The sequence below is a fragment of the Clostridium sp. Cult3 genome, assembly GCF_021655115.1.
Lineage (GTDB): Bacteria > Bacillota > Clostridia > Tissierellales > Tepidimicrobiaceae > PPXY01.
In genome coordinates, this window is sequence record NZ_PPXY01000038.1 from 1 (window position 1) to 21172 (window position 21172).

Here is a 21172-nt window from a genome sequence, read left to right on the forward strand (position 1 = left end):
ATAACATGGCTTGGGGCACTTCTTGGAGGGATAATGGGTATACTCATGCCTTTCTTAACCATGCTTTCAGCAAGTTGATAGGGTATGTAAATTAGTATATCCTTGACATCAACTATATCTAATAAAGGAAAAAATACTTGATAAATGTCATGGGACTAATGATAGATAAAGAGCAGATCAAGACAAACGGACATTTGTTAGATACAAAGATAGATATACTTGTGAAATATCAAAATACAATCTAGACAATAGTTTAATATTATTCTTCTAATAGGGTATAAGGATATTGATAGTGGGTAACAAATTAGTTATTAAATAAAATTAGGAGGAATAATATAGTGACAAATCCAATAGTAAAAATAGAAAAATTAGATTTTATGTTTGAAACGGAGAATCCTTTCCTATTCTGTGCCCATCACAAAGATGCTTATCCAAAGGGAAATGATGAATTAGGGCCACCTGCTTCAGCTTTATTAGGGAGAAATATTGGTAATGATTTTGAAATAAAAGACGGATGGAGAATGTACCATGGCAAAAAAGTGCCTGGTTTTCCAGCTCATCCCCATAGAGGGTTTGAAACTGTAACTATTGTTTTAGAAGGTTTCGTAGATCATTCTGATTCCCATGGAGCTTATGGAAGATATGGAAATGGAGATGTACAATGGATGACTGCTGGAAGTGGCTTACAGCACTCTGAAATGTTTCCATTAGTATATAAGGATAAGGACAATCCATTACATTTGTTTCAGGTTTGGTTAAACCTCCCTAAAAAGGATAAATTCACAAAACCCTATTATAAAATGCTATGGGCAGAGGATATACCAGTTATAGAGGAGATTGATTCAAATGGTAAAAAGGCTAATATAAGGCTTATTGCAGGAAAGTATAAAGAGGTTGAAAGTTTAGATCCAGCACCTGCATCTTGGGCAAATGATGATAAAAACAATGTAAATATTTGGTTGATAAAAATGGAACCAGAAGCAGTATTTAATATACCAGCAGTGTCTAGTACTATTACTAGAAATTTATATTATTATGAAGGAGATAATATTGAAATCGGTAATACTACTATAGATTTTAATAATAGAATAAAGTTACAAGGGGACCAAGATGTAAGCATAAAAAATGGAAATGAGGAAAGCAATTTTCTTCTTCTAGAAGGAGAACCTATTGATGAACCAGTTGTAGCCCGTGGACCTTTTGTTATGAATACTATGGAAGAAATTAGAGAAGCTTATATGGATTTTCAGGAAACTGGTTTTGGTGGCTGGCCTTGGGAACGTACAGACCCAGTACATTCCAATGAAGAAACAAGATTTGCCAAATATTCTGATGGAACTTATGAAAAAAGATAAATGCACCAGGGACAGTTCCCTTCGCAGTCCAATTTTTTCCAAGCTGTTATGACTAATTATTTTATTAATATAGGATAGTTTTCTATGTAAAGGAAATTATCCTATATTATTTTTATTATTTTCGTATATTTCTGAAAATTTATTGACTATTAATAAGATATATAATATTTTATTAATAGGAATATGAGAACGAATTTAACAAAAATAAATACAGGAAGTGATAATATGGCTAGAGTAGCTAGACTTGTTAGTGATTCAGGATATTATCATGTAATGGCCAGGGGTAATAATAAGGAAATGATATTTAAAAATACTTCAGAGAAGCAGTATTATTTAGATGAATTAAAACTAGCAATAGAAGAAGGAAGTCTTATATTATTATCTTATTGTATAATGGATAATCACATCCATCTCTTAATTAATTCCGATATTGATTCAATGGCAGATGCATTTAGAAGAATTCATTTGAAATTTGCTTTAAGATATAATAAAAAATATAATCAGGTAGGCCATGTATTTCAAGGCAGATATAAAAGCGAAGTGATAAATACAGATCAATATTTACTTAGTGCTATAAGATATATACATGATAATCCTGTAAAAGCTGAAATAGTATTGAAGGCTGAAAATTACAAATGGAGTAGTTATAGGGATTATCTAAATGGTGGGAATAGTTTAGTTGATTCTAATGAAAAAGAAATGATAATGAACATGTTTGGAGGATCCATTGATCAATTTCAACGATTTCATTTAAAAGATGATATGCTGGAGTTTTTAGAGATTAAAGAGGATTTAGAAAGGGAACGAGAAATTAAGGCTAAAAAAATTTTAAAAGCCTATTGCGATAAATATAAAGTAAAAGATATAAAACAATTATGTAATAATCAGGATGCTATAGATGAGATAGTTATTGATTTATTGCAATTAAGTAAGTTATCCCATAGGAGAGTAGCTGATTTATTAGGTATAAATAGAGGAATTGTTCATAATATTGCCAAAAAAATATGATTAATTGGAAATATATGTACTGCACCAAGAACTGTCCCCGGTGCATGTACTGCACCAAGAACTGTCCCCGGTGCATTTATGCATTTATATAAAATATTCAATCTTTGCTCCTGGAAAATATTCTTCTGTTTTATTTAGAAAAAATTCCCTTAACTCATTTATTTCTTCTGGACTATAAATATATTTACCATAACCAAATTGTCCATATTTAAATTTCCTATCCTCTTCATTCATAGGAAGTTTGCTATTAGGGAAAACATTAAGTATATTGGATTTAGCCCTAAGAGTATAACGATGGGATATAAACTCAAAAGTTAAATCTTTAGGAGACCAATTTGCGGGCATGTTTTCATATAAATATTTGTCTAATAAAGCAAAAAGCTCTAAATATTCTTCTTCCCAGTTTTCAAATCTAAATATTGGAGCAATAATAAAACCTATGGGATACCCTGCCTTTAACATTTTCGATGCTGCTATTACCCTGTCTAAAAGCTGAGGCGTTTTATGTTCAAAGTCTCTAATTGCCTTTTGGCAATTTAGACTAAATCTAAATCGGGTATGACTATTATGTTCTATATTTAAAAGGCTATCTATATTTGTAAATTTAGTTACAAATCGAAATCGTCCTAAAGGCTCCTTACCAAAGAATTCTATAGTTCTTTTAAGATTTCCAGTATACTTTTCCACAGGAACAGGATCTGATGTGGCAGCACCTTCAAATACAGTTATTTCTGGTGCTCTAGTTTCAATTATATTTTTTGTTATATCTAATATTTCTTCAATATTAACATATATTCTTAAGTAAGGTTTTGGTCCTAAAGTTGTAGATAAATAGCAGTACTCACACATACCAGGACAAGAAGTAGCTAGGGGAAGTTGATAATGGGCAGAAGGTTTACAAGTTTGAAAAGTCTTACCTCTTCTAACTCCAATGACTAAGGTCTCCTTTGCTTCCCTATAGGCTTCTGTAGGAGTATCTCCAGCTATACCAACAACTCTATTATGAGAAGTGGTAGGTTTTACTGGTATATTTGATTTTTTAAAGTAATCTACCAAATTTTTACCAATAGGATAGTCTAAAGCATCAGGTTCATAGAACACCTGCTTAGGAATGAAATCCATCAATATTATCTACCTCCAAAAATAAATTTCCTGGAAAACATAATACTAATCTAATATAGTAAATATATTTGTATATATTAAAATATCCAAATAAATATGTTAAAATACTACTAGATGGTGGGATATGGAACATATTTATGAAATACTAGGAAAGGGTGGGGTTTTTATTTTGAATCCATTGAATTATGGTGACATATATAAATATCTAGAGGAAAATCACATCATGATGGATTTGGAAGAAATAGATGACTTTAAAGATCTTTCTATTATGGATGACGATTTAGAAGGGAGACAAATATTTTTAGTTGGTGAGAATCATGGAGTCTTGGCTAATGAGCAATTGAGGATGAAGTATTTAAAATACTTCAAACTCAAGACGAATTTTAAATACTATCTTTGGGAGCTGCCTTTCAGTGTTGCATTTTTTTTAAATAGATATTTGGAGACCGGAGATGAAAAAATACTTAGGGAAATCTATGAACCATTAAAGGGTACTTTTGCATGGAATAGGGAAGGTTTTAATCACTGGAAGGAGTTATACCAATTTAATACAAAATTACCCACTACAAGAAAAATAAAGATAATAGGTATAGATATAGAACATCAAATTGAAAACGCCTTTAAATATATGCTTTATGTTCTTCCTGAAATTGATGATACCAAGGATATATTAAAAAAAATAAAAAAGCTTAGCAAGGATGCAAAGGGTGAAGAAATAATAGAATTTTGTAAAGAGTTAAAAGGGGATATGGAAAAGAGGGATGGGTTTTACAAAAAACATCTTAAGGAAAATTATTATGGATTTGAAATAGTAAATGACAATCTATTATCTAGATATAGGGTTTACCATGGAAACAATTTTAATGCTATTAGGGATAAGCAAATGTATGAAAATTTCATTAGAATTCATAATAGATTACCAACAGGAAAATATTATGGACAATTAGGATTATCCCATGTATTTCAAAGGGGAACTCCTTATGTTAGATGGTTTGGTTCAGCTTTGATATCCAATGAATCCATGTTTCAAGATAAGGTTTTATCAATAGTTTATGTTTACGATAATTGCGAATATTTATATCCAACGGATTTAAGGGATTATCAAGGTGTTATGACTACTTTGGATTTAAAACTAGATATGTTAAAAAAATACGCTAAAGGTGAATGTACTCTTTTCAAGCTAAATGGCAATGATTCTCCATTTGATAAAAAACTACTATGGCCTATTGTACATAAGATACCAGAAGGAGGCGTTACTACAGATTATTTTCAATATATCATATTGATTAGGAATTCCAAAGCTTTGACATCACTGAAGAAATAAAATCGATTAGCCAATGGATAAACTAAATATAACAAAACAACTTGGATTTATTTAGGGGGGAGAATTTTAATGAAAATGTTTTTAAGCGATAATAATTCAGGAGTCCATCCAAGGATTATAGAAGCTGTAAATAACTGTAATTTTGAACATGAGTCTTCTTATGGTGAGGATAGATATACTAAACGAGCTAAAGAACTATTTAGAGAAGTATTTCAAAAAGATGTGGATGTCTATTTTGTAACCAATGGTACTGCCGCTAATGTAGTTGGTTTAAGTGGTATTTTGAACCCCTTTGAAGCTGTTATATGCGCTGATACCGCTCATATCAATGTAGATGAATGTGGAGCATTAGAAAGATTTGGGGGAAATAAGATACTATGTGTGCCCAATAGAAGGGGGAAGTTGGAAATTCATGATGTAAAAAAGTACCTTAATTCCATAGAGGATGAGCATCAAGTACAGCCAAAAGTCATATCCATATCCCAGATAACCGAGTTGGGAACAGTCTATTCTCTTGAAGAAATAAAGGAGTTAGCAGACTTTGCCCATGCCAATGATATGTTTTTACATGTAGATGGTGCCAGGATATCCAATGGAGTGGTGGCCCTTGACTCTAGCTTCAAAGAGATGATAACCGACACTGGTGTGGATTTGTTATCCTTTGGAGGTACAAAAAATGGGATGATGATAGGAGAGGCAATTGTTTCTTTTAATAAAGAAATATCTAAGAATTTCAAATATATTAGAAAACAAGGAATGCAATTAATATCTAAAATGCGTTTTGTTTCAGCTCAATTTATACCCTATTTGGAGGAAGAAATTTGGAAGGAAAATGCTATCAACTCCAACAATAAGGCAAGGTTTATAAAAGAGGAATTGGAGAAGTTTTCCCAAGTGGAGATTATCAATGAATCATTAGGCAATATATTGTTCGTTAAAATTCCAAGGAGTTGGAATGAACCCTTGCAGAGAAAATATCCTTTGTATGTAACTGATGAAAGGGAGAATATAATAAGAATAGTGACTTCCTTTGATACTACTGAGGAAGATGTAAGGGATTTTATTGATTATATTGGAGAAATTAGACAAAGTGAAACGTCATTCCATAGAATAATAGCTGAACAGGGCATATGTCCCATCTGTGGCAAGAGGAATAATTGTCAAAGGAATGAGGAAGAATGTTGGTGTTATAATATGGAAATTCCTAAATATATTTTGGAATTGGTCCCTGAGGATAAAAAAGGCAAAGCATGTATATGCAAAGCTTGTATAGAAAAGTATAGTAAATGAGGTCAAGCTATATACAATGGATTATTTAGTTTATCTATATAAGTGAATTAATAGATTATTATATTCAAGTAATTGAATATTTGTCTAATTCTCAAAATTTTAGCCATGATATTTTAAAGGAGGGATTAAGATGAAAGCATTATTGATAATCGATATGCTAGAAGATTTTATTGATGAGGAGGGGAGACTTACCACTGGACCAGCAGGGAAAAAAATAGTGGAATTTATCCAAGAAAAAACCGATGAATTTAGAAAAAAAGGTTATCCCATTATTTATATATGCGATAATCATGAAGAAGATGATAGGGAATTCGATATGTTTCCACCTCATTGTATAGCAGGTACAGAAGGCAGCCAGATTATCCAACAACTTGAGGTGAAAGATGGGGACAAGATTATTAAGAAAAGGAGATATAGTGCCTTTTATGGTACGGATTTAGATCTATATTTGAGAGAAAAAGGAATAGAGGAAATATATCTAGTAGGGGTATGTACCAATATATGTGTATTATATACTGCAGCTGATGCCAGAAATTTAGGATATAAAGTTAATGTATATAGGGATGGGGTAGCATCTTTTGATGAAGAAGCTCATGAATTTGCACTAAAGGAAATGGAAAGTACCTTAGGATGTAATATAATATTAAACTAAGCCCATCCTAAGGAATTGAAAGAAATGTCATTCTGAGCCTAAGGTGAGAAACTTGGTCTCCGTATGACATTTTTTTAAAACCCCTTATAATAATCATCAAAGTATGATAGTCTATATAGTATATCAAATATTGGAAAGGGTAATAGCATTGGGAGGACAAGGTTCAAAGATCATAGGGTCGTTATAGATAATGATAACTATATTCCTATTGACGAGATGTGAAAAAGAAAAAAATACATTGCCCTTGAAAGGAGAAGATAATATGGAATTGGAACAATTACAATTACCTGCAAAGGGAGAAGAGATAGCAGAAATAAAGATTAATTATGGGACTATCAAGGTAAGATTATTTCCAGATATAGCACCAAAGGCAGTGGAAAATTTCAAAACCCACGCAAAAGATGGATATTATGATGGGGTAACCTTTCATAGGGTTATATCAAATTTTATGATTCAAGGAGGAGATCCAGAAGGAACTGGTAGAGGTGGAGAAAGTATTTGGGGAGGACCTTTTGAAGATGAATTTGATATAAATTATCGCAATATTAGAGGTGCATTATCCATGGCTAATGCTGGCCCAAATACCAATGGCAGTCAATTTTTTATAGTTCAAGGGGATCAGGTTGACGAGGATATAATAGGGCAAATGAAAGGTTTAGGAGAAGAAAAAGGCTATCCTATAGCGGTAATTAAAGCCTATGAGGATTTGGGAGGAGCCTTTTGGTTAGATTTCAAACACACCGTATTTGGTCAGGTCTTTGAAGGTATGGATGTAGTAGATGAAATTGCAAGGGTTGAAACAGATCGCAGTGATAAGCCATTAGAACCTGTGATTATTGAAGAAGTTAGGATAGTAGAATTTAATTAATTGATTGGAGGAGAAAGATGAATATGGCAGCGGCTTATGGTTTTATTGGAATACTTTCAGTTATTCTAGGTTTAGCAAAGGAGATAATCACTATATTTTTACTAGTTAAGGGGATACAGGTAGCAAATATATACATCAAAAAGAACAGGGGAGAAAAGGTAGAAAAACCATCACAAGATGAAACAGAGGATTCTTTAGAACATGATAATAATGACAAGATGGAAACCCAATTGCGAGATAAAATAGAGAAACAAGTGGACGATGATAAAAAGAATAAGTAGCATTAGTGGAAGGGTGTATCTATTGTATTAGATATATCCTTCAGTTTTACCCATTAATTGATGCTTAGACAGATTTCCTTTATTCAAATCTAAAATCATGGAAAGATATAAAGATGCAATCATCAAATCTGGTTCGATTATCGTAGTAATTCGCTTAAGTTTGTTCCATTGAGATTTATTTTTTGTATCTTGACTAAAATAAGCTAATAGCAATTTCTTATTGTCTTTGATTTTACTTCGAAGTTTGGTTCTATAACCTTTCATCTGCTTTTCTTCTACTATATATTCTATTTTTTTTACATACTCTTCATATTCTTTACTATTACATATTTCGTAAAATGTAGTGAGTATTTTATAGTTAAAATCCTTTAGTGTATATATATTATTTTTCTCTATTTCAAATATTTCTGCTGTCATCTCAGCCATAGCACTACAGATAGCAGTATTGGTATCCATTTCTATATCCATATGGGATTCAATGATTCTGAAGAATTTATATGTAATAAATCTTTTAATAGCCTTTGGGGTATCCTTTGAAATGCCCAGATTTTTACGAATTTCACTACGTGGGATAGTGCCAATATCCGGTTCTTCGTTATTAGATATATTAGGAACTAGATAATATATTTTGCCCTTTACTATTTTGAATGCCTTCATGGTATCTAAGTAGCCTAGTTGGATATTTCTTTTTGCCTGTTTAGGACTTATCTCCAGAGTTTTACCTAGATCATGCTCGCTTTTAATTTTTATTATGTTTAAATCATCACTACACTTGGATTTTGGCACAAACCCAGATATATCTACAACTATTACATCATCTATTCCCTTCGATTCAATTAAGGATACAGGAACATTGTCGTAAAATCCTCCATCGATGTATTTTTTGTCGTCTATTTCTATGGGTTTGAATACGGGAAAACATGCACTAGCCACTAGGTAGTCTACAAACTGCCCTTTAGGGATTTCATCTTTAAATACTTGAATAGGTTTTAAATCGCTTAGTGAAAAGGTTACAAGTCCAAAATCAATATAAGAATCTCGGATTCTCTCTTCATTAATATACTCATCTAATGTGTCTTTCAAAGGAGTAAGTTCCATTTTTTCTGAGGAAAACATACTTTTAAAAATATTAAATATGTTGAAATGTTTTTCATAAACCTTCTTTTCTTGCCATTGATTTTCATCTACATCTATGATTTGTTCTACCGAAAAGTTAGTCCAAGCCAGTTCACAAAGATCCTCATCTCCTTGAACTAGCATTGCTCCATTTATTGCGCTTATGGAAGTACCAGTTACAGCTGTTATCGGTATGTCTAGGTCTTGTAACGCTTTCCAGACCCCAATTTCATAGCTTCCTTTTGCTCCGCCACCAGACAACACCAATCCATAGCCTTTCATCTTTCTCATCTCCTAAAATGATTGGATCTATCTATATAATACAATATATTTAGAATTTTTTCAAAATATTCAATATGATAGATGAAAAAAAGGTGAATTTTCATGGAATTTGAACAAAGGAAAATGTTATACAATAATCGAATAAGCACACAAACTATTAACTATAATAAAGATTGAAGTAATTTAAGAAACTGGTGACGGACTAACATATTGTATATTTATATACCCTGTAGGTTTGACCTACAGGGTATTGATATCATTTAGTGATGGCAAATTATTAGTCTTGCCATTTCATAAATTTATCTTCAAGTATAGCAATTCCTTTATACATAAGAGCTGAGATTAAAGCCAATATGAACACGCTCATCATCACTAGATCCAATCTAAACACTTGGCCACCATATACGATTAAATAGCCAATTCCTGCTTTGGATACTAAAAATTCACCTACAATTACTCCTACCCAGGATAAACCTATATTGACCTTTAATGTACTTATCATAGTCGGAATGGAGTAAGGAATAACTACCTTTTTAAGAATTTGAAACTTTGTTGCACCGAAGGTTTGTAGAAGCCTTATTTTATCATCATCCACGGATATAAAGCTGACAAACATGTTCATTATAGTAATAACGATGGATACGGTAATAGCTGTAACAATTATACCAGAGTAGCCTGCTCCTACCCATATTATTATAATTGGTGCTAATGCTGTTTTGGGTAGACTATTCAATACCACTAAATAGGGATCCAGTACCCTTGCCCAAAAATCCGACCACCAAAGGCCTATGGCTATAAGGATTCCCAATAAGGTACCTGCTATAAAGCCAACTATGGTTTCAAAAACAGAAATACCAACATGGTAAAACAGGTCTCCGTTCTTAGCATACTCTAGAAATAACTTCCATATTCCTGATGGATAACTAGTCAAAAAGGTATCTATCCAATTAAACCGTGCTGCTATCTCCCATAATATTAGAACTAATATCAAAATAGTTATTTGGGTTAACAAAATAGTGTATTTTCTTTTTTTAACTTTTTTCAAGTATTCCCTATGTTCCTTAGATATTTGGTTATTAGACATGAACATCCAGCTCCTTCCATATTTTATTAAAATAATATCTAAATTCGGGAGCTTCACGACATTTTAAAGGAGTTCTTATCCCTTCAGGACAGGTTAAATCGATTTCAATAATATCCTTGATGGTAGCAGGTCTATTAGTAAGGATTAGGATCCTATCTGAAAGGGATATGGCCTCAGCAATATCATGGGTAACTAATAGAGCTGTTTTTTTCTCCCTTTTCAAAATTATACCGATTTCATCGGCAATAGCTAGTCTTGTCTGGTAATCCAAAGCTGAAAAGGGTTCATCTAACAGCAGTAGATTTGGTTCAACTATCAATGTTCTTATGAGGGCTGCTCTTTGTCTCATTCCACCAGAAAGCTGTCTAGGATACATGTCCTTGAAATCCCCTAATCCATAGCTATCCAGTAACTTTTCAGCATGTTTGTAGGAATTTTCATCTATTTTTCCTCTCACCTCAAGACCTAATACTACATTTTGAAAAATAGTTCTCCATTCAAAAAGGTGATCCCTTTGAAACATGTATCCTACGTCTTCAGAAGGTTTTTCTACTTTTTTCCCATTAACTAGTACTTCCCCTGAAGTAGGAGTAATTAGACCAGCAATTATTGAAAGTAGAGTGGATTTACCACAACCACTAGGGCCGACAATTCCTACTATTTCACCTTCAAAAACCTTAAAATCTATATTTTCGAGGGCTTTTGTTTCACCTCCTAAAGTGTGATATATCATTCCTATATTTTTAATTTCAACTATTGTTTTTTTATCCATATCAAACTCTCCTTTAAAAGGACATATGATACTTTATAATATTCATTAGAAAATATTATGTGAATAAGGGCCACATATTTGAAAGCAATACTATAAAATAAATGATATAATAATAAAAGTTAATCAAAGAAGGGGGTTATTGCATTGCATCAATACAAAGGAAAATTAATAGTTCACACTGGCTCTATGTTCTCGGGGAAGACCTCCAGCTTGGAGAAGGATGTGAAAAGATTTAATATAGCTAAATATAAGACTGTAGCTTTTAAGCCAGCTGTGGATAGTAGGTATAAAAGAAATGAAATAGTTACCCACGATTTAACTTCCATGAGTGCCATTCTAGTTAATGATATAGATGAAATAATCGAATATGCTGATGAGTTGAAACCAGATGTAATTGCCATAGATGAGGTTCAATTTTTAGGTGGTTCTGTAAATAGGACTATTGAAGGAATAAACGGTTTTTTAGAAAGAGATTTAACCGTTGTAGTAGCGGGGCTGGACATGGATTTTACTGGCAGGCCCTTTGAAGTAGTTAAGGAGTTAATGCCCATAGCAGATTACTTGTACAAACATCATGCTGTATGTGTAAAATGTGGAACAGATGCATGGGTCAGTAATAGAAAATCTAAGGATCAGGAAAGAATTAAGATTGGAGCTTCTGACGAGTACGAGCCTTTATGTAGAAAATGTTTTTTAAAAGAGAAGGGGAATGTGATAGACTAATAAACATGAGGTGATATGTATGGATGATTATATATTATTTGAACCATCGGTTAAGCCATTACATAGGAGAAGTGATAAAGACTATTGGTTTTTGTTTAAAGATAATAAGCTATTAACTATAGAAAGTAAAAATAAAATTCAAATTCCTCGATGGGAGTATATAGAGCATTTGAATATTTCCATATACAATATTCAATATATGGGCGCCTTTTGTGGACATAACTGTTATTGTGGTGAAGTAGCTGATGATATTGGCGAAGAAAATGTTGTTTTTTTAGATTTAAAGACTTTATCTAATACTGTGGATGAAGATACGTATACACTAAGCTCTAAAGCTAATCTATTATTAAACTGGTTAAAGCTAAACCAATATTGTGGCGTATGTGGCTCTAAAATGTATAAGAAAGACAGTCCTTCAGAAAGAGCAATGGTATGCTCTAATTGTGGCAATACTACTTGGCCTAGGACTTCCCCGGCAATTATAGTGGCAGTTGTAAAGGAAGATAAGCTGTTATTAGCTCAAAATAGACAATTTCCAAACCGAATGTATAGCGTTATAGCTGGATTTGTTGAATACGGAGAAACTTTTGAAGAATGTGTAAAAAGGGAAGTGTATGAGGAAGTAGGAATTAAGGTAAAGAATATTAAATACTTTGGTTCTCAGCCTTGGCCCTATCCCAATTCTATGATGATAGGCTTTACAGCGGAATACTTAGATGGAGAGATAGAAGCAGATGGGAAGGAAATAGTCCATGCTGGCTGGTTTTCTAAAGAGGAAATACCAGGAATGTATAATAAATCCATAAGCATAGGTTCAGAGTTAATAGAATGGTTTTTGGGAAATAATTAGGTTATTAGTTTGGTCAACTATAAAACCCCTTCCTCTAGAGGAGGGGGTTTTAGTTGATTGTTCTATGATACTATTTAGAATTAATACTTATATCCCCTGAACTAGTGGTAATATTTATAGAATTTGTACCATTACCAACTTTTCCAGATAGATTGTTCTTTAATTTCCCAGTAATTGTTACTGGAAAATTTGATTCAATTTCTCCAGAGAAGGTATTGGCATCTAAATTAAAGTTAGAATTACTAGGTAATATTACCTTTACATCTCCTGAGCTGGCAGTTATGCCGACATTATTATTAAAGGTTTTATAGTCTAAATGTATATCCCCTGAGCTAGTAGTTATATTTATATCCCCTGTAAAGTTATATATCTCAATATCGCCAGAACTGGCTAAGAAGCTACTATTCTGGGATTTTATATTCTTAAGCTCCTGTTCTCCAGAAGAAGTTTCTATAGATAGATTATCTAAATTCATATCATATACTTGTATATCTCCAGAACTAGCAGTTAAATCTAAATCCATTAGTTCTAGTTTTGAAATCTTTATGTCTCCTGAAGAAGTAATAGTTCTAATATTATATTTAAAGTCCATAGGTACATATATATCAAGTTTTAGATTGGAATTATATACACTATAGGAATTGGAATTACCTTTTTTAGCAACTATATAGAGAGTGTTATTAGATTTATTTGTTTCTAGCTTAGGGATATAGCTAGACTCAACATAGCCATTATAATGGATTTTTACATCTTCTCTTTTTTCAGGTATTATATTTATATCAATAAAAGGAGTTTCTATATCGATATTTTTGATCCCTTTTATATCTTCTAATTTTTCTTCATCTATATCCTTTTTTATTAAGTTTTTAGTATTTTTACCCCATATACCTTTAAATCCTACCTTTACCTGTTCATCTCCATCTACAATATGGATACCTCCAGGGCCTATATTTACTGCTGAATTTCCATCCCTTATATCTATGCCATCAAAGGCAATATTAATTCCTTGTCTATCATAGATATTAAAACCATAGCGATTTAGAGACAAGAGTCCTACCCCAAAAGCAACCAGTGCAACGCCAACCAATATAAGTACTAATTTTTTAGTAGTCATTATTAATACCCCCTATCTTTTAATAATATCTATATTCCATCTTAAGTATTTGATGGTCCCTTGATACAGTAGTTTAGTTAAATAAAAACTACCTATCATGATCAATACCCCTAGAGCAGTCAACCCTATTCCGAAGGATATAGAGGTTATAGGATGCATCCCTACATTTATTCTATATGGCAGAAAGGGTGCTGCTATAGTACCAAAGAAGGATCCGACTCCTCCTATAATAAACCCTACTGAAATAGCGTATAAGGCGAATAACAATCCTACTATTGCGATAAAAGGGCCTAATACGATGACTAGATTAAAAAACCCTAATGCCATAGCTGCTAAAATAGCTTTGAATAGATTTCCAGGCGAAGGGTTATTTTCCGCTGTTGTTATTGTAGCTGATGCTCTGTAGGTTTTAGAGATATTCCTTGGATTTCCTAATTCCTTTGCAATCTCCTCTTCAGTTTTGCCTTTAGACAACCCTATATCAAAATGTTCCTCATAATCATATAGTATATCTTCAATTTCCTCTTCTGAAATTCCCTTTAGTCCATTGCGTAGTTGTTCCATAAATTCAATCCTATTCACTAAAATCACCCCTTATTATCTTATTTACCCCTATGGTGAAATTTTGCCATTCTTCTACTAACTCTTCATAAGCTCTTTCACCTACCTCAGTAATCCTATAGTATTTCCTAGGTGGGCCTTCTTGAGATTCTTGTAAATAGGTAGTAACATATCCTTCCTTTCTAAACCTCCTAAGAAGGGGATAGATTGTTCCTTCTGATATATTGATATATTTAGATATGTGCTCTACTAATTCATATCCATAATAGTCCCTTCTGATAAGTAATGATAAAACGCATAGCTCCAATACTCCTTTTTTAAATTGTATATTCATAGGCATCCCTTCCAATTACATTTGACTATATTATATACTATGCTATCTTTTATTGCAAGGTACTGTTTATAAAAAAATAGCTGCAGTTAAATGCAGCTAAAAATTGAGACCTTCTTTATGAACCCCTACACTTAGCGCCATTCCTATGCATATCAAATTGACTAGTTGGAAAGTTCCTCCGTAACTCATAAAAGGTAAAGGAATACCAGTTATAGGCATAAGGCCGATGGTCATCCCTATATTTTCCCAAATGTGAATTAGAAACATAGCTGCAAATCCAATTACCATTAAGGATCCAAATGTATCCTTGCTATTTCGGGCAATCATTATAAGCCTAAATAGCATGATAAAGTACAATAGAATTAGAATCAATCCACCAATCAATCCAAGTTCTTCACCAACTACAGCAAATATGAAATCTGTTTGTTTCTCTGGTAGATAGTTGTACTGGGTTTGAGTACCTTGAAACAATCCTCTACCGAATACCTTTCCTGATCCTATGGCAATTCTTGATTGCATAGCTTGATAACCCGTTCCAGAGGTGTCCCTTTCAGGATCTAAGAAAGTAAATATTCTATCCCTCTGATAGGGCTTTAGGGAAAACCATAATATAGGTAAAGATATTATACCTATTAAAAAAGCATAGCCTATATATTTCCAATCTATACCTGCGGCAAACAACATGACTACTACGAAGAAAACTACCACTACGGCTGTACCAAAGTCCGGTTGTTTAGCTATTAACAGGATAGGAATTCCAGCTAAAGCGAGTATTTTTAACACGGTTAATGGTTGATTAATTTCATTTTTATTTTTATCAATATATTTTGCTAAAAATATGATAATCCCTACCTTTGCAATTTCGGCAGGCTGAAATACAAAACCTCCAATTTTCAACCAAGAATCCGAGCCCCATTGTTCTGCGCCAATTCCAAATAATGCTACGGCTACTAATAGCCCGACGGATATCACATAAATGGGTATGTAGAATTTGCCTATAAACTGATAATCTAATAGGACAAAAAATACTATGGCTATAACACCCAATATGGTAGAAATAGCTTGTACCTTTACATGGCGATTGGTATCAAAGCTTAAGGTAGCAGATTTAATCATAACTATTCCATATATACATAATAGCAATACCGTTATAAATAGTGCCAAATCGAATCTTTTGAAGGATTTCTTTTTAAGATTAAACATAGTGTGTACTCCTTTATATAGTGTATAGAATAAATTATATCATATTTTCAAATATAAAAAACAGTAAATATAATGAAATAGAAAGAGGTTTCTCATATATTTGTATATAAATGGCTTAATGGATACTAATTATGGTATCATATATATGAATATTAGAAAGGGTGATTAGATGTATATTGGTTGTCACTTAAGTATTGCAAAGGGATATGAGAATGTGGCCAGATCTGCATTGGACATAGGAGCAAATGTATTCCAATTTTTCAGCAGAAATCCCAGGGGTTCATCTTCTAAGGCCTTAGATATGAAGGATGTAGAGAATATGAATAGGATATTAGAAACAAATGATTTTGGACCATTATTAGCTCATGCTCCCTATATTATAAACTTAGCTTCCTATAAACCAAATATATATGGAATGGCAAAGGGAATATTAAAAGAGGATTATGAAAAATTAAACAAGCTATCCATACCTTATTTTACCTTTCATCCAGGGAATCATGTGGGAAAAGGAACGGAATATGGAATTGAAAGGATTACAGGGGCTTTAAATGAGATAATCACAGGTAAAGAAACTACTATGTTACTGCTAGAGACTATGGCAGGTCAGGGTACGGAGCTAGGAAAAACTTTTCAGGAAATGAAGGGGATAATAGATAGGGTAGAGCATAATGAATTGATTGGGATCTGTTTAGATACTTGCCATGTTCATGCAGCTGGCTACGATATTGTAGATGATTTAGATGGGGTATTAGAAGAGTTTGACCAAATAATAGGATTAGATAGGCTAAAGGCTATACATTTAAATGACAATATGATGGATTTTGGCAGCAAAAAAGATAGACATGCAAAAATAGGGGAAGGTACTATTGGGCTAGAAGCAATAAAAAACATAATAAATCATCCTATCCTAAAGGATATTCCATTTTATCTAGAAACCCCTAACGAATTAGAGGGATATAAAAAAGAGATTGAATTATTAAAGGGTTTAAGGTATTAGGGAATTTACCATAAGTTTTTATAATGAGAGCTTTCAATAGCATTTATTGCTTTTTCTTCAAAGTCAGGATACCTTTTTTTAATATCCTCCATTAGCATAGTAATTTCGTTTCTTTTGTTTTTCTTATCATAGGGACAGGGATTACCAATTCCTAAGGGCAGGTTCTCATCTACCACTACCTTTTGAATGATCTCTTCCTTAACATATATTAAGGGTCTAATCAAATGAAGCTGGTGTTTATTATTATAGGAATTAGGTTTAAAAGTATGAAATTGTCCTGTATATATAATGTTTAGCAAAAAGGTATTAACTACATCGGTCATATGATGACCATAGGCTATTTTATTAAAACCTCTTTCTTTTGAAATCCTGGCAATAGTACCACGTTTCATCTTAGCACAGAGATAGCAAGGGTTTTTTCCCTTAAATATACTATCCTTAATATTTATATTTTTATACAGATAGGGGATACTTATGGAATCTAAGTAATCCTCTATTCTTGACATATCTATATTTATACCAATATCTATATGGATTCCTGTTATATTAAAATCTAAATAGGAGTTTTCTTTCAAAAGGTTTAAAACATATATTAAGAATATGCTGTCTTTTCCTCCGGAAAGACCGATTAGTATATTGTCACCATCTTTAATAAGAGCGTATTTTTCAACAGCCTTTCTAATATCATTTAAAAATAATTTATTATACCACTTTTTCACAATATCCCTCCAAAATAATTGATTATTTTATATTATATCAATTATTAGTGGTATAATATATAGGATCGGCTAATAAAAGAGGAGATAGGTATGGATTTAAAAGGATATATAGTTGATAAATCAAAAGAACTAAATATAGATATAATAGGATTTACCGATTGTGAGCCTTTATCAAGTTTAGAGGAGTATCTTATCAGTAGGAAGAACGAAGATAGACAGACGGAATTTGAAGAAGAGGATATAAAAATAAGAATAGATCCTAAACTCATATTTCCTTCCTGTAAAACCATAATATTAATAGGTCTATCCTATAACAATGAATACAATCAGCCTGTTGATTACAAAATAAAGGGGAAATTATCCAAATCTACCTGGGGGTTAGATTATCATTTAGTATTAAAGGATAGAATAGAAAAGCTTATTGAAGAAATAAAGAAAGTTAAAGATTTTAAGTACAAATACTATGTAGACACAGGTCCATTAATAGATAGGGAATTGGCATGGAAAGCTGGTATAGGCTATTATGGCAAAAACTGTTCTATTATCAATGACCGATACGGTTCCTTTATATTTATTGGTTATATATTGACTGACTTGTATATACCTATGGATTTTCAAGTTTTAGAGGGAAAATGTGGAGAATGTGATCTATGTCTTAAAGCTTGCCAAACAGGAGCCTTAGAAGGACCATATAAATTTAATCCTAAAAAGTGTGTATCCTATTTGACTCAGACAAGGGAGAAAATTCCCTACGAATTAAGGGAAAAGATGGGTATCAATATATATGGCTGTGATGCCTGCCAATTAGCTTGTCCTAAGAACAAGGGTATTAAAAAACCTAATCACCAGGAATTCTTACCTAGAATTACTAAAGGTTATATGGATATAGAGGAATTGTTATATATATCCAACAGAGAATTTAAACAGAAATATGGTTCTATGGCAGGAGCCTGGAGGGGTAAAAATATATTGAAGAGGAATGCTATTATTGCTTTAGGTAATATGAGGGACAGGGATAATTTAAAACTACTAATACCTTCATTAAAAGATCCTAGTCCTATGATTAGGGAATATGTTACTTGGTCTATATTAAATATAGATTTTGAATATGGTAGAAAGGTAGTAGAGGAACAAATGAAAAATGAGAAAGAACAATCCCTTAGATTGGAGATAAAAGAGCAAATAAATTATTTTTTAACAAGGATCGACAACAATAATTGAATTTATGTTATACTATAATAGTGAAGCATAGCCTAAATTTTACTATATAGGAGGGAATCACCGTGAGTAATGTTCATGAATTAAATTTTTTAAAGGAAAAGATCGAAGATCTTAAGAAACAAGGTGTGTATAGGAAGTTGCCAGTACTAGAAGGGGCTAACGAAGCAGAAATAATTTTAGATGGAAAAAAGGTTATTAACCTATCATCTAACAATTATCTTGGATTTGCTAATCATCCTAGATTGAAAAAAGGAGCTATAGAAGCCGTTGAAAAATACGGGGCTGGTGCAGGAGCCGTAAGGACCATCATTGGAAACATGTCTATTCACGAAGAACTAGAAGAACTATTGACCGAATTTAAAAGAGAAGAAGCTGTATTTATTTATCAATCAGGATTCAATTGTAATGCTGGAACCATACAAGCTATAACTGAAAAAGGAGATTTAATAATATCCGATGAACTAAATCATGCCTCCATAATTGACGGAACTAGGCTTAGCAAAGCCGATAGAATGATATTTAAGCACTCAGATATCGACCACCTAGAGCAAATACTTAAAGAAAATAGAGATAAATACAAAAATGTATTGATTATCACCGACGGGGTATTTAGTATGGATGGGGATATAGCTAAATTACCTGAAATAGTCGAATTAGCTGAAAAATATGAGGCTATGACGTATGTAGATGATGCTCATGGTTCAGGGGTATTAGGAGAAAGCGGAAGAGGAACAGTAGACCATTTTGGATTACATGGAAGAGTTGATTTTTCCATAGGAACTCTATCTAAAGCTATAGGAGTTGTGGGTGGCTATGTAGCAGGATCTAATACTATGTATGAATGGTTAAACCATAGAGCAAGACCAGTACTATTTAGTACAACGTTACCACCAGCAGCAGCAGGGGCTATAATAGAAGCAATTAAGATGTTGCTAGAATCTACAGAATACACTGATAGGCTATGGGATAATGCAAACTACTTCAAAGAAAAACTAGGTACCTTAGGATTTAATACAGGACATAGTGAAACACCAATTACACCGGTTATAATTGGTGATGAAGCAGAAACTATGGAATTTAGTAGGAAATTACTAGAAAAAGGCGTGTTCGTTTCAGGCATAGTATTTCCAACGGTACCAAGAGGAACTGGAAGGGTTAGATGTATGGTAACTGCTGCTCATACTAAAGAACAACTAGATAGAGCAGTAGAGATATTTGAACAAGTTGGCAAGGAAATGAACATATTATAATTAGAAAGGGGACATTGTCCCCTTTTTTTATTTGATAAAATAAGCTAAAATAGGAGATGTAGGATTAATATATTATTGAGGTGGTTTATATGATAGTGGGAATTTGTACTTTGAAACTAAAATTATATGAGTCCAATTCTTTGAAAGAAAAGAGGCATATAACTAAGAGTATTATCGGTAGGATTCAATCTCGGTTTAATGTATCCATTGCAGAGATTGGATTAAATGATAGTTGGCAGACCTCAATAATTGGATTTAGTTGTGTAACTAATGATACACAACATGCTAATCAAATAATATCTAAGGTATTAAAATTTATTGATGGGGATAGTAGAGTAGAAATAATTGATTATGATATAGAAATTATGTAGGTGATAAAAATGAAAAAAATGTTAACCAAAGTAGAAATAAAAGAGGTAATAAATAGGTTGCTGGATCTATATCCAGATGCTAAGGCTGAGTTAAACTATTCAAATTCTTTTGAACTATTGATAGCTACCATACTCTCAGCCCAGTGTACTGATGTTCAGGTAAATAAGACTACAGAAAAGCTTTTTAAAGAGTATAAGACTCCAGAGGATTATCTAACCTTAACAGAGGAGGAACTAGGGGAGAAAATTAGATCCTGTGGTTTTTACAATACCAAAAGCAAAAACATCCTATCTACCTGTGATTTACTATTGAAAGATTACGAAGGAAAAGTACCTAACACCTTAGAGGAGCTAATGACCTTACCTGGAGTAGGTAGGAAGACTGCCAATGTAGTTTTGAGCAATGCTTTTGGAGTACCGGCTATAGCGGTAGATACCCATGTTTTCAGAGTATCCAATAGAATAGGTTTAGCGGACAGTTCAAATGTACTGGACACGGAAAAGGATTTAATGGATAACATAGATAGGAATATGTGGTCAAAGGCCCACCATCTATTGATTTTTCATGGACGAAGGGTGTGTAAGGCACGAAAGCCTCTTTGTAATAAGTGCCCCTTGACAAATTATTGTTTTTATTTCAAAGAGATAGTTAGTAAGGATGGAGAGGACTGTTAG

At 32.7% G+C, this 21172-nt stretch carries 23 protein-coding genes; 14 read left to right on the top strand and 9 right to left on the bottom strand.

Features of this window, described 5'->3' with window-relative positions:
- Positions 1 to 338: 338 nt before the first annotated feature.
- Together C3E88_RS07620 and C3E88_RS07625 are read left to right on the top strand one after the other, a co-directional pair.
- Positions 339 to 1355: a pirin family protein gene (locus tag C3E88_RS07620; protein WP_236909577.1), complete on the top strand. Its 1017-nt coding sequence runs from the start codon at positions 339 to 341 to the stop codon at positions 1353 to 1355.
- A 225-nt stretch (positions 1356 to 1580) separates the two neighbouring features.
- Positions 1581 to 2363 (top strand): transposase, encoded by a 783-nt coding sequence (locus tag C3E88_RS07625; protein ID WP_236909578.1) that lies wholly within the window; start codon positions 1581 to 1583, stop codon positions 2361 to 2363.
- Between the two features lie 84 nt (positions 2364 to 2447).
- On the opposite strand, the gene splB is transcribed toward C3E88_RS07625, so the two are convergent.
- The gene (gene splB / locus C3E88_RS07630; protein WP_236909631.1) at positions 2448 to 3485 is read right to left on the bottom strand and encodes a spore photoproduct lyase; all 1038 of its coding nucleotides are present in this window, start codon (positions 3483 to 3485) and stop codon (positions 2448 to 2450) included.
- A gap of 124 nt (positions 3486 to 3609) precedes the next feature.
- Between splB and C3E88_RS07635 the strand changes: the two genes are divergently transcribed.
- The 5 genes from C3E88_RS07635 (at position 3610) to C3E88_RS07655 (ending at position 7900) form a co-directional block, all read left to right on the top strand.
- Positions 3610 to 4809 carry a hypothetical protein gene (locus C3E88_RS07635; RefSeq protein WP_236909579.1) on the top strand — a complete coding sequence of 400 codons (1200 nt, stop codon included), beginning with the start codon at positions 3610 to 3612 and terminating at the stop codon, positions 4807 to 4809.
- Positions 4810 to 4878: 69 nt separating this feature from the next.
- Complete coding sequence (locus C3E88_RS07640; RefSeq protein WP_236909580.1) at positions 4879 to 6099, top strand: cysteine-rich CWC family protein; 1221 nt, start codon at positions 4879 to 4881, stop codon at positions 6097 to 6099.
- A gap of 130 nt (positions 6100 to 6229) precedes the next feature.
- The gene (locus C3E88_RS07645) at positions 6230 to 6751 is read left to right on the top strand and encodes a cysteine hydrolase family protein (protein ID WP_236909581.1); all 522 of its coding nucleotides are present in this window, start codon (positions 6230 to 6232) and stop codon (positions 6749 to 6751) included.
- Between the two features lie 190 nt (positions 6752 to 6941).
- Positions 6942 to 7619 carry a peptidylprolyl isomerase gene (locus C3E88_RS07650; protein ID WP_272878499.1) on the top strand — a complete coding sequence of 226 codons (678 nt, stop codon included), beginning with the start codon at positions 6942 to 6944 and terminating at the stop codon, positions 7617 to 7619.
- A gap of 17 nt (positions 7620 to 7636) precedes the next feature.
- Positions 7637 to 7900: a hypothetical protein gene (locus C3E88_RS07655; RefSeq protein ID WP_236909582.1), complete on the top strand. Its 264-nt coding sequence runs from the start codon at positions 7637 to 7639 to the stop codon at positions 7898 to 7900.
- Between the two features lie 27 nt (positions 7901 to 7927).
- On the opposite strand, the gene C3E88_RS07660 is transcribed toward C3E88_RS07655, so the two are convergent.
- The 3 genes from C3E88_RS07660 to C3E88_RS07670 form a co-directional block, all read right to left on the bottom strand.
- Positions 7928 to 9298, bottom strand: coding sequence for a patatin-like phospholipase family protein (locus C3E88_RS07660; protein WP_236909583.1), 1371 nt, complete (start codon positions 9296 to 9298; stop codon positions 7928 to 7930).
- 277 nt (positions 9299 to 9575) lie between these two features.
- Positions 9576 to 10382 (bottom strand): ABC transporter permease, encoded by an 807-nt coding sequence (locus tag C3E88_RS07665; RefSeq protein ID WP_236909584.1) that lies wholly within the window; start codon positions 10380 to 10382, stop codon positions 9576 to 9578.
- Entirely contained in the window at positions 10375 to 11154 is a 780-nt protein-coding gene (locus C3E88_RS07670) for an ABC transporter ATP-binding protein (protein WP_236909585.1), read from the bottom strand. The genes C3E88_RS07665 and C3E88_RS07670 overlap by 8 nt, the downstream gene beginning before the upstream one ends.
- Positions 11155 to 11298: 144 nt before the next feature.
- Here C3E88_RS07670 and C3E88_RS07675 point away from each other — a divergent pair, with 144 nt between their 5' ends.
- Positions 11299 to 11877, top strand: a complete 579-nt coding sequence (locus C3E88_RS07675; protein ID WP_236909586.1) for a thymidine kinase — start codon at positions 11299 to 11301, stop codon at positions 11875 to 11877.
- A 19-nt stretch (positions 11878 to 11896) separates the two neighbouring features.
- Complete coding sequence (gene nudC, locus C3E88_RS07680; protein ID WP_236909587.1) at positions 11897 to 12727, top strand: NAD(+) diphosphatase; 831 nt, start codon at positions 11897 to 11899, stop codon at positions 12725 to 12727.
- 70 nt (positions 12728 to 12797) lie between these two features.
- Here the strand turns inward: nudC and C3E88_RS07685 are convergent, their stop codons facing one another.
- From C3E88_RS07685 to rodA, 4 genes are all read right to left on the bottom strand, one after another.
- Positions 12798 to 13841, bottom strand: a complete 1044-nt coding sequence (locus tag C3E88_RS07685) for a DUF4097 domain-containing protein (RefSeq protein ID WP_236909588.1) — start codon at positions 13839 to 13841, stop codon at positions 12798 to 12800.
- Between the two features lie 12 nt (positions 13842 to 13853).
- Positions 13854 to 14423, bottom strand: coding sequence for an HAAS signaling domain-containing protein (locus C3E88_RS07690; RefSeq protein WP_236909589.1), 570 nt, complete (start codon positions 14421 to 14423; stop codon positions 13854 to 13856).
- On the bottom strand, positions 14416 to 14736 hold the full coding sequence (locus C3E88_RS07695; RefSeq protein ID WP_236909590.1) for a PadR family transcriptional regulator: 321 nt from the start codon (positions 14734 to 14736) through the stop codon (positions 14416 to 14418). Before C3E88_RS07695 ends, C3E88_RS07690 begins: the two co-directional genes overlap by 8 nt.
- 96 nt (positions 14737 to 14832) lie before the next feature.
- A complete protein-coding gene (rodA, locus tag C3E88_RS07700; RefSeq protein WP_236909591.1) occupies positions 14833 to 15939 on the bottom strand; it encodes a rod shape-determining protein RodA in 1107 nt (368 codons plus the stop codon).
- Between the two features lie 169 nt (positions 15940 to 16108).
- Between rodA and C3E88_RS07705 the strand changes: the two genes are divergently transcribed.
- A complete protein-coding gene (locus C3E88_RS07705; protein WP_236909592.1) occupies positions 16109 to 16936 on the top strand; it encodes a deoxyribonuclease IV in 828 nt (275 codons plus the stop codon).
- A 5-nt stretch (positions 16937 to 16941) separates the two neighbouring features.
- On the opposite strand, the gene C3E88_RS07710 is transcribed toward C3E88_RS07705, so the two are convergent.
- Entirely contained in the window at positions 16942 to 17655 is a 714-nt protein-coding gene (locus C3E88_RS07710) for a tRNA 2-thiocytidine biosynthesis TtcA family protein (RefSeq protein WP_236909593.1), read from the bottom strand.
- Between the two features lie 90 nt (positions 17656 to 17745).
- Here C3E88_RS07710 and queG point away from each other — a divergent pair, with 90 nt between their 5' ends.
- From queG to nth, 4 genes are all read left to right on the top strand, one after another.
- Positions 17746 to 18876 carry a tRNA epoxyqueuosine(34) reductase QueG gene (queG, locus tag C3E88_RS07715; RefSeq protein ID WP_236909594.1) on the top strand — a complete coding sequence of 377 codons (1131 nt, stop codon included), beginning with the start codon at positions 17746 to 17748 and terminating at the stop codon, positions 18874 to 18876.
- A 62-nt stretch (positions 18877 to 18938) separates the two neighbouring features.
- The gene (locus C3E88_RS07720) at positions 18939 to 20126 is read left to right on the top strand and encodes a glycine C-acetyltransferase (protein ID WP_236909595.1); all 1188 of its coding nucleotides are present in this window, start codon (positions 18939 to 18941) and stop codon (positions 20124 to 20126) included.
- Between the two features lie 89 nt (positions 20127 to 20215).
- On the top strand, positions 20216 to 20497 hold the full coding sequence (locus tag C3E88_RS07725; protein WP_236909596.1) for a DUF503 domain-containing protein: 282 nt from the start codon (positions 20216 to 20218) through the stop codon (positions 20495 to 20497).
- A 9-nt stretch (positions 20498 to 20506) separates the two neighbouring features.
- Positions 20507 to 21172, top strand: coding sequence for an endonuclease III (nth, locus tag C3E88_RS07730; protein ID WP_236909597.1), 666 nt, complete (start codon positions 20507 to 20509; stop codon positions 21170 to 21172).

Bases quoted from the DNA above. Each gene is read 5' to 3' on its own strand.
- C3E88_RS07625 (WP_236909578.1), top strand. From the start codon at position 1,581: ATGGCTAGAGTAGCTAGACTTGTTAGTGATTCAGGATATTATCATGTA.
- splB (WP_236909631.1), bottom strand. From the start codon at position 3,485: ATGGATTTCATTCCTAAGCAGGTGTTCTATGAACCTGATGCTTTAGAC.
- C3E88_RS07635 (WP_236909579.1), top strand. From the start codon at position 3,610: ATGGAACATATTTATGAAATACTAGGAAAGGGTGGGGTTTTTATTTTG.
- C3E88_RS07640 (WP_236909580.1), top strand. From the start codon at position 4,879: ATGAAAATGTTTTTAAGCGATAATAATTCAGGAGTCCATCCAAGGATT.
- C3E88_RS07645 (WP_236909581.1), top strand. From the start codon at position 6,230: ATGAAAGCATTATTGATAATCGATATGCTAGAAGATTTTATTGATGAG.
- C3E88_RS07650 (WP_272878499.1), top strand. From the start codon at position 6,942: ATGATAACTATATTCCTATTGACGAGATGTGAAAAAGAAAAAAATACA.
- C3E88_RS07655 (WP_236909582.1), top strand. From the start codon at position 7,637: ATGAATATGGCAGCGGCTTATGGTTTTATTGGAATACTTTCAGTTATT.
- C3E88_RS07660 (WP_236909583.1), bottom strand. From the start codon at position 9,298: ATGAAAGGCTATGGATTGGTGTTGTCTGGTGGCGGAGCAAAAGGAAGC.
- C3E88_RS07665 (WP_236909584.1), bottom strand. From the start codon at position 10,382: ATGTCTAATAACCAAATATCTAAGGAACATAGGGAATACTTGAAAAAA.
- C3E88_RS07670 (WP_236909585.1), bottom strand. From the start codon at position 11,154: ATGGATAAAAAAACAATAGTTGAAATTAAAAATATAGGAATGATATAT.
- nudC (WP_236909587.1), top strand. From the start codon at position 11,897: ATGGATGATTATATATTATTTGAACCATCGGTTAAGCCATTACATAGG.
- C3E88_RS07685 (WP_236909588.1), bottom strand. From the start codon at position 13,841: ATGACTACTAAAAAATTAGTACTTATATTGGTTGGCGTTGCACTGGTT.
- C3E88_RS07695 (WP_236909590.1), bottom strand. From the start codon at position 14,736: ATGAATATACAATTTAAAAAAGGAGTATTGGAGCTATGCGTTTTATCA.
- rodA (WP_236909591.1), bottom strand. From the start codon at position 15,939: ATGTTTAATCTTAAAAAGAAATCCTTCAAAAGATTCGATTTGGCACTA.
- C3E88_RS07705 (WP_236909592.1), top strand. From the start codon at position 16,109: ATGTATATTGGTTGTCACTTAAGTATTGCAAAGGGATATGAGAATGTG.
- queG (WP_236909594.1), top strand. From the start codon at position 17,746: ATGGATTTAAAAGGATATATAGTTGATAAATCAAAAGAACTAAATATA.
- C3E88_RS07725 (WP_236909596.1), top strand. From the start codon at position 20,216: ATGATAGTGGGAATTTGTACTTTGAAACTAAAATTATATGAGTCCAAT.
- nth (WP_236909597.1), top strand. From the start codon at position 20,507: ATGAAAAAAATGTTAACCAAAGTAGAAATAAAAGAGGTAATAAATAGG.